Consider the following 12,633-nt stretch of genomic DNA (forward strand, 5'->3'; position numbering starts at 1 on the left):
TAGATCGTGCCGCGCCATCGTCCAGTAGGGACGAAAAATACTCTCAGCCGCCCGCCGCCTCGGCCAGGGCATTCGTGACGATCCCCGGCGTCAGCAGCTCCGGCAGAGCCAACCCGTCCGGCGCTCCCGGTCCATAGACCGCATTGAACGGAATGCCATAGCGACCGAAGCTGGCCAGATAGTCCGATACAGCGGGGTTTGGACTGGTCCAGTCCGCCCGCATGGCAGTAACCGAACCATCGGCCAGAATATCCACAATCGGCGAACGATCGAGAACTGTTGCCTTGTTGACCTGACAGGTGATGCACCAGTCGGCCGTGACGTCCACCAGGACCAACTTGCCTTCGGCCACCAGGAAGCGGATTTCAACCAGATCCAGTGATTGCCACGTGGCCGCTGTCAGCACACCTGTGGGCGGCGCGGCCGGCCGGGACTCGACGGTCGGTGCCGCAAAGGCCCCGGCCAAACCAATGGCGGCGACGGCCACGGCCGCCAGGCGCAGACCCCGGCCTTTGTCCCGCCCGGCAAACCAGCGCCAGAGCGCGAGACCGCCGACCATGACCATAAGAGAGCTCGTCACAACGATGGCCGCTAGCGGACCCGCCTGTGCCTGCAGCACACTGAGCAGCCACGCCGCCGTGACGGCCAGGGCCACAGCCATGATGCGCCGCAACCATACCATCCACGCGCCCGGTTTGGGCAGAGCTGTCACCAGCCGTGGCAGGGCCGCCACCAGCAGATACGGAGTGGCCAGGCCGAGGCCCATGGCGAAGAACGTCGGGAAGATGGTGGCGGCGCCGCCGCTCAAGGCAAATCCGAGAGCGGTGCCGACAAAGGGCGCCGAGCACGGCGTCGCCAGCAAGGTGGCGAAAGCGCCGGTGGCCGTATCACCGACCAGCCCCGGCTTGCCACCGGCCCGCGCCATGGCGCCGGACATGCCGCCCGGCAGACGGATTTCGAACAGCCCCCAGAGATTGGCGGCGAACAGCGTGACGATGACCGCCATGGCAATCAGAAACAGCGGCTGCTGAAACTGAATCCCCCAGCCAACCGCCAGCCCGGCCTGGCGCAGGCCAAGGGCAAGACCGGCCAACGCCAGAAAGGACAGGACAATGCCGGCCGCCGTTGCCAGGAAAGAGGCTCTCACCTCCGCCCCTGACCCGCCGCCGTGGCGCGCCACCCCGGCAACCTTGATGGACAGGACCGGCAGGACGCACGGCATGAGATTGAGAATGAGGCCACCGAGGAAGGCGATGGCCAGCAGACCGATGCCGGGCAATGCAGTGGCCAGTGAGGCGCCGGCGAAGGCCACCGGAGTCGCCGCCAGCACCACCTGGCGTTCGGTTTCCACCGCCCGACCGCCATCGGTCATGGTCACAAACAGGGTGGCGTCGTCCGCCAGGGCGCCGGCGGGCAGGTCCAGCTCCAGCAGGGCCGAGCGGCGACCCTCGCCAAAGCGGATGTCAGGCCGGCTGAAGACCGGCCGGGCCAGTCCCTCAACAAACAGGTCCGGCGCCACCAGCGGCGTTGCCGATCGCACGACCGCCTGCAACCGCAGTGCGCCCGCTGCCTCTACCGCCTGCAGCACATCGACCGTCAGGCCGGCGTTTTCCGGCGGCACCGGCAGCCGCGCCTCGGCCCGGCCAATGTCACGGAATGCCACACCGGGATCGGCCGGCGCCGCGGGTAGGTGAAGGGACAGGCTGGCGCTACGCGGGATGCATACCTCGTCACAGGCCAGATAGCGCACGTCCGCCGCCAGAGTGACGGCATCGCCAATTGTGAGCGGCCGCACCCGAAGCGGAAACACCACCGCGTCCTTATAGCCCAGGGTCTCCAGTCCAAGGACCGAGAAGCGCTCCGGCGCCGGCCAATGAAAGGCGACAGTCTCCACATTGCGCGACGCGGACCAGTCCGGCTGCGGCGGAAAGCCCGCATCGCCCGGTGTGCGCCAATAGGTCTTCCAGCCGCTGGCCAGTTCAAATTGCAGGCCAAAGCGCAGCTCTTGCGCCGCACCCGTACCGGTTACGGCGGACACCAGACGAACGCGACTTTCGTCAAAGCTGACCCATGGGCCGACCGCCGGCGCGCTGTCAGCCGATGTGGCGGCCGGCCATGGCGCCACTGGCGCCAGGCCGCCTATGCCGGTCTGCTCGCCGGCTTGCGCGCTGTCCTGTGCCACCGCAGGGTAGGCGACGGATACGGACACGAGCAACGCCAGCGCCGCCCCGGCCACCCAGCGAACCAGGCATATGGAGAGTTTGTTTACCATCGTCCTATAGTCTATCAGTCAGGATGTGGAGTCAGGAGATCAGTTCTCCGTTAGTCGTTCGCGAGCGAACCGTCGGGCCCGCCGCAGCGGGCACCGGAAAGGCCTTGTACCGACGCCATAGCGAAGGGAGGTCCCCATGCCGGATTCACGCAATAGCCAGGCCGAGCCTGGCTGGTTAGTCGGCCAGCTTCTGGTGGCCATGCCCCAGATGGGCGACCCCCGTTTTGAACGCACCGTGATCTACATGTGCGCGCACACCAAGGATGGCGCCATGGGCGTTGTGGTCAACCGCCTGCTGGAAGACCTCACATTCCGCGATTTGCTGAAACAGCTCGATGTTGACAGTGGCGCCATCAATGACCAGATCCGGGTCCACTTCGGCGGACCCGTCGAGTCCGGTCGCGGCTTCGTGCTGCACAGCGACGACTTTGTACAGGACAGCTCGATGGTCGTCGGCACCGGCATTGCCATGACCGCGACGCTGGACATCCTGCGGGCTATCGCCACCGGTGCTGGTCCACGTCAGCACCTGCTGGCGCTCGGCTACGCCGGCTGGGGGCCGGGACAACTGGAATCGGAACTGCAGGCCAATGGCTGGCTGACAGTGCCAGCCGACGCCAGCCTGGTCTTCAACGCCGATGATGATCGCAAGTGGACCGCGGCCCTGGCCACGCTCGGCATTTCGCCCTCCGCCCTGTCCGGCGAGGCGGGCCACGCCTGAGACCTGCCGGTGGCCGCTCAGGCCATTATCACTTTGCCTGGCGGACGGGGATCATCGGCCAGCAATGCGAACAGGCGATGGTCGGCCCACGCACCATTGATCCGCAAATAGCGTCGCGCAAACCCCTCTTCCCTGAAGCCGCACTTCAGCAGCAGGCCGGCGCTGGCCTCATTGTCCGGCAGGCACGCCGCTTCCAGCCGGTGCAGGGCCAGCCGGTCGAAGCTGTAGTGGATGACCGCGGCCAGGGCCCGTGACATGTGACCGTTGCGGGCCTGGGCGGCACCGACCCAATAGCCGAGGCTTGCTGTCTGGGCGACACCGCGACGGACGTTGGAAACATTGATGCCACCGATGATCGCGTCATCCTCCACCCGGAACAGGAAGAAGCTGTAGGCAAGGTCATCGCGCCAGTCCTGCGTCTGCTGGCGCAGGCGGCGACGAAAATAGTCACGACTGAGCGCGTCCGCCGGCCATGTGGGCTCCCACGGCATAAGAAAGGCGCGCGACCCATTGCGCAGTTCTGCCCAGGCCGACCAGTCACGATCATGCGGCGGTCGGATATAGGTGTGACCACATACCAGACGCAGATCCGGCATCGCCGGCGCCGGGCTGCGAATCAGGCGAAGCACGACGCTGCTCCCATCCGCTCGCGGATCTGGTCATAGGGCTCAAGCCCACCGATTCGCCCGAGTGCGGCAAACGTCATGGGCTGCGCCACCGTCCGCCGGGCAACCCGCAAGATGTCATCCCTGGTCACCGCCGCCAGGCGCCCCAGCATGTCATCCTTGCTCAGCACGTGGCCAAAGGTCAGCACATGTCCGGCCAGGCGGTCAGCCCGCCCGCCCGGTCCTTCCAGACTCATCAGCAGGCCGGCCCGCGCCTGCACCCGGGCCCGCTCGACCTCCGCGTCGCCCAAATCATCCAGACTTCGCCGCACACTGTCGGCCAGTGCCGGAATCAACCGCGGCAGATCGGCGGCGTCGGTTCCCGCGTGGATCGACAGCATACCGCAGTCGGAATAGGCCGAATGGTGACTGGAAATAGCGTAAACCAGGCCCAGTTCCTCGCGGATTTCCTGGAACAGACGGGATGACATGCCGCCGCCCAGCAGCGCGGCATACAGACCAAGCGCCACCCGGTCCGGGTCGCGGGCCGCAAGGCCGGGAAAGCCAATAGCAAGCTGCACCTGCTCCAGCGCATCGTCCTGACGGAAGTTCCCGCCGGTGTAGTGCGCGCGCGTCGACGGCGATGGCCGGGCGGACGGCATGGCGCCGATGGTGCGTTCGACAGAGCGGCGGAACGCCTCATGGTCGATACGACCCGACGCCGCGACAACTGAAACATCGGCGCCATAATGTTGCGCTACAAAGCCAGCGACGGCCGACCTGTCCAACGCCGACACGCTGGCGCTGCTGCCCAGGATCGGCCAGCCGAAGGACTGTCCGGCGAACGCCGCCTGGTGAAAATGATCGCCGATAATGTCGTCCGGCGTGTCGGCAACCTGTGCAATCTCCTGCAGTACGACCGTGCGCTCCACCATCAGATCGGCTTCCGTCAGGCGGCTGTGACAGACCATGTCGCCAATCAGATCAAGCGCCAGGTCCACATCGTCGCGCAGGATACGCGCCTGAAAAGAGGTGTGCTCACGGGATGTATAGGCGTCCAGCGATCCGCCGACCGCCTCGATCTGTTCGGCGATATCGCGGGCGGTGCGCCGCTCCGTACCCTTGAACACCATATGCTCCACAAGATGGGCAACACCGCAAACATCCGCCGTTTCGTCACGGGTACCGCGGCCGATCCATAGTCCAAGCGCCACGGAATCGACGCTGTCCAGGTGATCGGTAGCCACCACCAGACCATTATCGAGGCGCGAAACCTCAATGGATTCCGACGCGCCGGTCATGCCGCCCGGCTGCAGCCGAGTGTGCTGCGGATATACCGGCGCAGCCGGTCCACATCATTGGCCAGGCTGTCGCAGGTCTCGGCCCGCTCAAAAAGATCGGCCAGACGCGGCGGTAGCGACGGGCGCACACCGGTCGCCTTCTCTACCGCATCGGGAAATTTGGCCGGGTGGGCCGTGGCCAGACACACAACCGGAATGTCCGCCGCCGGGCGGCAGGCAAGACCGGCGGCCAGCCCGACCGCCGTGTGCGGATCGAGCAAGATGCCGCTCTTATCATGAACCCGACGGATCGTGGCCAGAGTCTCTTCGTCGCTGACACGCGCGCCGGAAAATTCACGGCGGATCGCCTCGAAGCGGTCGGCAGAGACGTCGAGCCGGCCATCGGTGCGAAACTGTTTCATGGTCACATCGACCGCCGTACCGTCGCGATCCAGCGTTTCAAACAGCAGGCGCTCAAAATTGCTCGACACCTGAATGTCCATACTGGGGCTGAGACTGGGCTCGACCGGCCGCGTCTCCATTCTTCCCTGACTTGTCAGAAAGCGCGCCAGGATGTCATTACGGTTGCTGCCGATGATCAACCTGTTCACCGGCAAACCCATGTGCGCCGCTACGTGGCCGGCATAGACATTGCCGAAATTACCGGTAGGCACGGCGAAGGCAACGGGCCGGTCCGGCGCGCCGAGAGCAAGGCCGGCCCAGACGTAGTAGACGATCTGGGCCATGATCCGGGCCCAGTTAATGGAATTGACGGCGCTCAGGCCAACCTCGTCCGCGAACGCCAGGTCGGCGAACAGCGCTTTGACCAGGTCCTGGCAATCGTCGAAGGTTCCGTCGATGGCGATGTTGTGGACATTGGGCGCGTCAACGGTGGTCATTTGCCGTCGCTGCACCTCGCTGACCCGGCCCTTGGGGTGCAGCACAAAAATATCGATGGCCGCGCGATCACGGCACGCCTCGATGGCCGCCGACCCCGTATCGCCGGAAGTCGCCGTGACGATGGTGATGCGTCGGCCACGTTCCGCCAGCACATGGTCGAACAGGCGCCCCACCAGTTGCAGCGCATAGTCCTTGAAGGCAAGCGTCGGGCCGTGAAACAGCTCCATCAGCCAGAGATTGGCATCGAGCTGCACCAGCGGCGCCACCGCCGGGTGGCCGAACTCCGCTACGGCCTCATCAACGATTCTCTCCAGCGTCGCCGGGGCAATGGCCGTGCCGACAAAGGGCGTCATGACGGCCTTCGCCAGGGCGCCATAGGACAGGCCGCGCCAGTGGGAAATCTGGCTGGCATTAAGGCGCGGCCAGGATTCAGGCAGGTAGAGACCGCCGTCACGGGCGAGACCGGCCAGCAATACCTCGGAGAAATCCAGAACCGGAGCCTGGCCCCGGGTGCTCACATAGCGCAAATCGGTCCTCCTGGGCGCGCGACCCCGGCCACGCACAGCCCCTCTCTTAGCGCTATCCGCCGGGGTGGTCCATCCACCGGGACATGCGGCTGGCCGCCGGCCGCCATGCTCAGGCAGCGCCGCCGCGGCGGCGGCGAATGATCGAGATCACGGTCATAACCAGGGTGGTCAAGGCCAGGCCAAACCAGGTCAGCGCATAGCCAAGATGATTGTTGGGCAGGGACGGGTCGACCGCGACGCGCCGGGCCAGAACGCCGGGGGCGCCGCCATCGGCCAGCAGGACACCTGGTAGAAGGGTGGTCCGTGTCGCCGCCGCCATGGCCGTGGTGTCCACATGATACCAGATGCCCGCGTCCGGCTGATTGTCGGGCCGGAACTGGCGGGCCAGGCCGGTCGCCGGCCGCAGGACCCGATAGCGTCCATCGACCAGAACCAGCCCGTCCGGCGGCGGCGGAACGGCAATGCTGTCGGTTGTCCGCGTCCCCTGCGCCAGCCAGCCGCGCTCCACCAGAATCGCGCGCCCATCGGCCATAACCAGTGGCGTCAGAACGCGGACACCGAGCTGACCGCCCAGCACCTGACCGTGCAACAGAAGGTCCGCACTCTGCAGGTAGCGACCGCTGGCGGTGGCCGGATGAAAATCCGCCGCCGTGACCTGCAGGGCGGCCAGACGCTCCACCGGCAGCGGCGCGGCGGCAAGGACCGCCGCACGGTCGGCGATCACCTCCTGCTTCCAGGCCAGACGCTGCACCTGCCATAGACCAAGCGCCACAAACAGCACCATGGCGATGGCCATGAAGGCGATAAATCCAGCGAACCGCCCCACGCCGTTCAGGCCCGGCGCTGGTGCGCGACCGGCCTGTCGGCGGCGTGCGCCAGACGGCGGCTAGTGATAAATGCCGCCAGCGTTGCCCCACCAATAAACGCAGACGAAGAGGAAGAGCCAGACCACATCAACGAAGTGCCAGTACCACGCGGCGGCCTCGAAGCCCACGTGCTGGTCCGGCTTGAAATGGCCGGCCTTGGCCCGGAACAGACAGACGCCAAGGAAGATGGTGCCCACCAGCACATGAAAGCCATGAAAGCCGGTCGCCATGTAGAAGACCGAGGCATAGATGCCATCTGTGAAGCCGAAGGGCGCTACCCCGTATTCAAAAACCTGCAAGGCAGTGAAGGTCATGCCCAGCACGACGGTCAGCACCAGCGCCTGCACGGCAGAGCGCTGATGCCCCTCCAGAATGGCGTGGTGGGCCCAGGTCACCGTCACGCCGGAGGTAAGCAGGATCAGCGTATTGAGGAAGGGTATGTCGAAGGCGCGGAAGACCGTCATCCCTTCCGGCGGCCACACCCCGCCAATCGCCTCTGTGGGGAACAGGCTGGCGCCGAAGAAGGCCCAGAAAAAGGCGGAGAAAAACATGACCTCAGAGGCGATAAACAGCGCCATGCCATAGCGCAGGCCGATCTGCACCACCTTGGTGTGCAAGCGGCGGAAGGTCGCCTCTTCCACCACATCGCGCCACCACACGATCATGGTTGCGGCGACCAGCAAGCCGCCGATTATCAACAACCAGAAGGCGCCGGTGTGCATGAACACCACCAGCCCGGCAGCGGTCAGGCCGGCCGCCAGCGCGCCGACCAGCGGCCACGGGCTCGGCTCTACCAAATGGTAGGGATGCTTGCGCCCTGTGGATTCGTAGGAAAGCTCGGCGTGGTCCATGTCTCTCGTCCCTCGTTTGGGCGTCAGTTCGTGATTGCGACTGTTGCCTGGTCCGTCGTCCGGACGCGGGCAACATCGGCAGGGGATGGCTGGCCATCCGGCGGGCCCAGATCTTCAGCCAGAAAGAATGTGTAGGACAGGGTGATGGTGGTCACATCGTAGGTGCGGTTGTCGTCGGCGATGGCCGGATCGACAAAGAACACCACCGGCATTTCCGCCTCCTGACCAGGCTCCAACCGCTGTTCGCTGAAACAGAAGCACTGCACCTTGTTGAAATAGAGCCCTGCCTTGGCCGGCGCTACATTAAAGGCGGCTGTGCCGATCAGTGTATGGTCAGAGGTATTGCGCACGCGGTAGGCGACCAGCCGCGATTCGCCGAGTCGCAAATGGACCGGCGCATCCGGCGTTTCAAAGGTCCAGGCCAGTTCCGGATCCACGTCCGCATTGAAGCGCACGGTAACCACCGGCCCATCGCCGGTCGGCGCCGCCGGCGCCGCATCGGCCCGTTGCGGTGTGCCGCCAAAGCCGGTCAGACGACAGAACGCATTATAGGCCGGCACTGCGGCGAAGGACGCGCCGACCATGGCGAAGGCGACGCCCAGCAGCAGCACCATCAGGCGCCGGTTCGCAGGCAAGGAGCGGCGACCGGTCATCGCTCAGGCCATCTTGACCATGCCGGCCACATAAAGGCCGACAACGATCAAAACCAGGACCGCCAGCACACGCCGGTTGCGGCGGCGAAGCCGCACCGCGTCGTCCCGATCAGACTCTGACGACGCGGTCCTGGCCATCATGCCACCCCCCCGGAAACCAGCGACTCGGCCATCAGAATGGCGAAGATCAGGAACAGATACAGGATCGAAAAGCCAAACAGCCGTCGGGCATGGCCCGCATCATCGGTCCGCCAGATACGCCACGCCGCCCGGATAAACATGAGATTGAGCACTACGGCGCTGGCCCCATAGAACCAGCCAGCGCCCAGCGCCAGCGGCGCAAGGCTGGCCGGGGCCAGAAGCACGGCATAGAGCATGATCTGCCGGCGGGTGGCCTGACGCCCCCGGACAACCGGCATCATGGGCACCCCGGCCCGCTCATAGTCGCCGGACCGGACCAGAGCCAGTGCCCAGAAATGCGGCGGCGTCCAGAGGAAAATGATGGCAAACAGAGCCAGTGGCATCAGCCCGATAGCGCCGGTGGCAGCGGCCCAGCCGATCACCGGCGGCAGGGCGCCGGCAGCGCCGCCGATGACGATATTCTGTGGTGTGCGGCGCTTCAGCCACATGGTGTAGACGAGAACATAGAACAGCACCGTAACCGCCAGCAGGGCGGCCGCCAGTCCGTTGACCGTAATGGCCATGACCGCAACGGCGCCGGCTGCCAGGACAGACCCCAGAACCAGTGCTTCGGCCGCGCTCACCCGGCCGGCCGGCAGGGGGCGGTTGCGGGTCCGCGCCATTACCGAATCAATGTCGCGGTCGTACCACATGTTCAGCGCGCCGGCCGCCCCGGCTCCGATGGCGATACAGGCGATGGCGATCAGGGCCGTGTACGGCGCAACGGTGCCCGGCGCCGCCACCAGCCCGACAAGACCGGTGAACACCACCAGCGACATGACCCGCGGTTTCAGCAACCGGCCATAGTCCATAAGCCGCCGACCGATAGCCAATGGCACCGACCACAGCCCGCCATCCCGGGCGGCCGGCAGACCGGTGTCAAACGCGCCGCTCATGGCTGGGCTGCCAAAGCCGGAAAGGAAGACAGGGGTGTCACGGCGATCATGACCTCCGTGCGCCTAGCGGACGCGTGGCAGTTCCTCAAACTGATGGAACGGGGGCGGCGACGGCAGGGTCCATTCCAGAGTGGTCGCGCCGGCCCCCCACGGATTGCCCTGCGCCTTGCGGCCCGCAGCAAAAGCATGAACCAGCATGGCGAGGAAGACGACCGTCGACAGGGCCGAAAGATAGGCTCCCCATGACGACACCTCGTTCCACCCGGCGTAAGCGTCGGGATAGTCCGGGATACGTCGCGGCATACCGGCGAGACCCAGGAAGTGCTGCGGGAAGAAGGCCACATTGACGCCAATGAAGAACAGCCAGAAATGCAGCTTGCCAAGCATCTCGCTGTAGGTCCGGCCGGTCATCTTCGGGAACCAGTAATAGAACCCGGCGAAAATACCGAACACCGCGCCCATGCTGAGCACATAGTGGAAGTGGGCAACCACATAGTAGGTGTCGTGCATGGCATGGTCGATCCCGGCATTGGCCAGAACGACACCGGTCACACCGCCGATGGTAAACAGGATGATGAAGCCGAGTGCAAACAGCATCGGCGTCGTAAAGCGCATGGAGCCGCCCCACATGGTGGCGATCCAACTGAAGATCTTGATGCCCGTCGGCACCGCAATAACCATGGTGGCGGCGACGAAATAGGCCTTGGTGTCCACATCCAGACCGACCGTGAACATGTGGTGGGCCCAGACGATGAAGCCGATGGCCCCGATGGCGACCATGGCATAAGCCATGCCCAGATAACCAAACACGGGCTTGCGGGCAAAAGTGGAGATCACCTGGCTGACGATGCCAAAGGCCGGAAGGATCATGATGTAGACCTCCGGGTGGCCGAAGAACCAGAACAGGTGCTGAAACAGCAGTGGATCCCCGCCGCCGGCCGGATCAAAGAACGACGTGCCGAAATTGCGATCCGTCAGCAGCATGGTGATGGCGCCGGCCAGCACGGGCAGGGCCAGCAACAGCAGAAAGGCGGTGACCAGAATCGACCAGCAGAACAACGGCATACGATGCAGGGTCAGGCCCGGCGCGCGCATGTTGAAGATGGTCGTGATGAAGTTGATGGCGCCCAGAATGGATGAGGCGCCACCCAGATGCAGGGCGAAAATCGCCAGGTCCACCGACGGCCCGGGATGAGATCCTGCGGCCGACAGAGGCGGGTAGACCGTCCAGCCGGTACCGGCGCCCTGGCCGATAAAGGGCGAGACGATCAGCAGCGCGAACGCCGCCACCAGCAGCCAGAAGCTGATATTGTTGAGGCGCGGAAAGGCCATATCCGGCGCGCCTATCATCAACGGCACGATCCAGTTGCCGAAACCGCCGATCAGGGCCGGCATGACCAGAAAGAAGACCATGATCAGGCCGTGCGCCGTGATCCACACGTTCCACACCTGGCCGTCCGCCGCCAAATCCAGTCCCGGCGACTGCAACTCCGCCCGCATCAGGACCGAGAACAGGGCGCCGATAATGCCGGCGACCAGCGAGAACACGATATACAGAGTCCCGATGTCTTTGTGGTTGGTCGAGAACAGCCAGCGCCGCAGGAAAGGCGGCTTGTGGTCGTGGTGATCGTCGTGATCGCCGACGGCGGAGGAATAGGTCATGGCGAGTCCTCGTTGGCCTGAAGGCTAGTTGTTGCTGGCGAGACGAACGGCGGCGTCCGTATCGGCATCGTCGGGAAGGGATTCCGCGGGCAGCAGCCGCGCCTGGGTCTCCGCCACCCACGCATCAAACGCCGCCGGACTGACGGCCTCCACGGTAATCGGCATATAGCCGTGGCGCACCCCGCACAGCTCCGAACACTGGCCATAGTAAAGGCCAGGCTCAGTGACCTGGAACCAGGTTTCATTGAGCCGTCCGGGCACCGCGTCGATTTTGACGCCAAAGGCGGGAACCGCCCACGCATGCAGGACGTCGCTGGCGGTCACCTGCAGACGCACCACGGCGCCGACCGGCACCACAATGTGATTGTCGGTCGCCAGCAAACGTGGCTGACCCGGCTGCAGATCCTCGTCCTCCACCAGGAAAGCGTCAAAGGCGAAGGCGCCGTGATCGGGATACTCATACGACCAGTACCACTGGTGGCCGGTAGCCTTCACCGTCATGTCCGCTTCGGGAATGATGTCGGACTGAAACAGCAGGCGGAAAGACGGGATGGCGATAACCAGCAGGATCAGCACCGGCACCGCCGTCCACAGGATTTCCAGCACCGTGTTGTGGCTGGTCCGCGTCGGCTCGCGATTGGTCCGGCTGTTGTAGCGGATCACCACATAGAGCATGAGCAGCGCCACAAACGCGGTAATCACGCTGATGATCACCAGCAGAAGATTGTGAAAGCTGACAACGCTCTCCATCAATGGCGTCGCCGCCTCCTGAAAGCCGAGCTGCCAGGGATGCGGCTGAGCCGCGCTGGCCGCGCCCGGTGCCAGGACCAGCCCTGCCAACCCGGCAAGTGCGGTCAAACCCGCCCAGCGGGCGCCTCGGAACTGCTTCATCCGTGTCATCTCTCGACCTGCCGGAGTTCGTGTCACTGCAACGTCAGAAATCACTCACAAAGAAAGAACCGCTCAGACCGTATGGTGCCGGGCTCCGAGGGTCCCTGATCGCCGCCCCTGCGGCGGGCGATACGGGCACGGGTATCCCACAGGACGGATGAATCGGCAACACTGTGGCCCTGTGCCGGGCCCGCTATGGGGGCCGCCACCGGGCTTCTTCCGGCGCGCCCACCCGGCACTGTGATAGCCAGCCGATGACTCGTGCCGGAATCTGTGACGTAATGTCGCAAGAACACCGGAGTTACGGGGCATCCGGCGGCTGCCGGCTG

Annotated in this window: 12 protein-coding genes; 1 reads left to right on the top strand and 11 read right to left on the bottom strand. The window is 65.1% G+C overall.

Annotated elements, in window-relative coordinates; all coding sequences use genetic code 11:
• Window positions 1–43: 43 nt before the first annotated feature.
• Window positions 44–2,272 (bottom strand): protein-disulfide reductase DsbD family protein, encoded by a 2,229-nt coding sequence (locus tag RIE31_06965; protein MEQ8640327.1) that lies wholly within the window; start codon window positions 2,270–2,272, stop codon window positions 44–46.
• A gap of 136 nt (window positions 2,273–2,408) precedes the next feature.
• Here RIE31_06965 and RIE31_06970 point away from each other — a divergent pair, with 136 nt between their 5' ends.
• On the top strand, window positions 2,409–2,993 hold the full coding sequence (locus tag RIE31_06970) for a YqgE/AlgH family protein (GenBank protein MEQ8640328.1): 585 nt from the start codon (window positions 2,409–2,411) through the stop codon (window positions 2,991–2,993).
• A gap of 17 nt (window positions 2,994–3,010) precedes the next feature.
• Here RIE31_06970 and RIE31_06975 read toward each other — a convergent pair whose 3' ends face one another.
• The 10 genes from RIE31_06975 to coxB form a co-directional block, all read right to left on the bottom strand.
• Window positions 3,011–3,622 (bottom strand): GNAT family protein, encoded by a 612-nt coding sequence (locus RIE31_06975; GenBank protein ID MEQ8640329.1) that lies wholly within the window; start codon window positions 3,620–3,622, stop codon window positions 3,011–3,013.
• The gene (locus tag RIE31_06980; protein ID MEQ8640330.1) at window positions 3,610–4,899 is read right to left on the bottom strand and encodes a pitrilysin family protein; all 1,290 of its coding nucleotides are present in this window, start codon (window positions 4,897–4,899) and stop codon (window positions 3,610–3,612) included. Before RIE31_06980 ends, RIE31_06975 begins: the two co-directional genes overlap by 13 nt.
• Entirely contained in the window at window positions 4,896–6,305 is a 1,410-nt protein-coding gene (gene thrC / locus RIE31_06985) for a threonine synthase (GenBank protein ID MEQ8640331.1), read from the bottom strand. The genes RIE31_06980 and thrC overlap by 4 nt, the downstream gene beginning before the upstream one ends.
• Before the next feature lie 109 nt (window positions 6,306–6,414).
• Window positions 6,415–7,131, bottom strand: coding sequence for an SURF1 family protein (locus tag RIE31_06990; GenBank protein MEQ8640332.1), 717 nt, complete (start codon window positions 7,129–7,131; stop codon window positions 6,415–6,417).
• Window positions 7,132–7,191: 60 nt separating this feature from the next.
• Window positions 7,192–8,022, bottom strand: coding sequence for a cytochrome c oxidase subunit 3 (locus RIE31_06995; protein ID MEQ8640333.1), 831 nt, complete (start codon window positions 8,020–8,022; stop codon window positions 7,192–7,194).
• 23 nt (window positions 8,023–8,045) lie between these two features.
• Window positions 8,046–8,675, bottom strand: coding sequence for a cytochrome c oxidase assembly protein (locus tag RIE31_07000; GenBank protein ID MEQ8640334.1), 630 nt, complete (start codon window positions 8,673–8,675; stop codon window positions 8,046–8,048).
• Window positions 8,676–8,678: 3 nt separating this feature from the next.
• Window positions 8,679–8,816, bottom strand: coding sequence for a hypothetical protein (locus RIE31_07005; GenBank protein MEQ8640335.1), 138 nt, complete (start codon window positions 8,814–8,816; stop codon window positions 8,679–8,681).
• On the bottom strand, window positions 8,813–9,667 hold the full coding sequence (locus RIE31_07010; protein MEQ8640336.1) for a heme o synthase: 855 nt from the start codon (window positions 9,665–9,667) through the stop codon (window positions 8,813–8,815). The genes RIE31_07005 and RIE31_07010 overlap by 4 nt, the downstream gene beginning before the upstream one ends.
• A gap of 147 nt (window positions 9,668–9,814) precedes the next feature.
• Complete coding sequence (ctaD, locus tag RIE31_07015) at window positions 9,815–11,413, bottom strand: cytochrome c oxidase subunit I (protein ID MEQ8640337.1); 1,599 nt, start codon at window positions 11,411–11,413, stop codon at window positions 9,815–9,817.
• A 24-nt stretch (window positions 11,414–11,437) separates the two neighbouring features.
• A complete protein-coding gene (gene coxB / locus RIE31_07020; protein ID MEQ8640338.1) occupies window positions 11,438–12,304 on the bottom strand; it encodes a cytochrome c oxidase subunit II in 867 nt (288 codons plus the stop codon).
• Window positions 12,305–12,633: the final 329 nt, after the last annotated feature.

Source organism: Alphaproteobacteria bacterium, from assembly GCA_040218575.1.
In the GTDB taxonomy this organism is placed as follows: Bacteria; Pseudomonadota; Alphaproteobacteria; order JAVJRE01; family JAVJRE01; genus JAVJRE01.

Bases quoted from the DNA above. Each gene is read 5' to 3' on its own strand.
- RIE31_06965 (MEQ8640327.1), bottom strand. From the start codon at position 2,272: ATGGTAAACAAACTCTCCATATGCCTGGTTCGCTGGGTGGCCGGGGCG.
- RIE31_06970 (MEQ8640328.1), top strand. From the start codon at position 2,409: ATGCCGGATTCACGCAATAGCCAGGCCGAGCCTGGCTGGTTAGTCGGC.
- RIE31_06980 (MEQ8640330.1), bottom strand. From the start codon at position 4,899: ATGACCGGCGCGTCGGAATCCATTGAGGTTTCGCGCCTCGATAATGGT.
- RIE31_06995 (MEQ8640333.1), bottom strand. From the start codon at position 8,022: ATGGACCACGCCGAGCTTTCCTACGAATCCACAGGGCGCAAGCATCCC.
- RIE31_07000 (MEQ8640334.1), bottom strand. From the start codon at position 8,675: ATGACCGGTCGCCGCTCCTTGCCTGCGAACCGGCGCCTGATGGTGCTG.
- RIE31_07005 (MEQ8640335.1), bottom strand. From the start codon at position 8,816: ATGATGGCCAGGACCGCGTCGTCAGAGTCTGATCGGGACGACGCGGTG.
- RIE31_07010 (MEQ8640336.1), bottom strand. From the start codon at position 9,667: ATGGACTATGGCCGGTTGCTGAAACCGCGGGTCATGTCGCTGGTGGTG.
- ctaD (MEQ8640337.1), bottom strand. From the start codon at position 11,413: ATGACCTATTCCTCCGCCGTCGGCGATCACGACGATCACCACGACCAC.
- coxB (MEQ8640338.1), bottom strand. From the start codon at position 12,304: ATGAAGCAGTTCCGAGGCGCCCGCTGGGCGGGTTTGACCGCACTTGCC.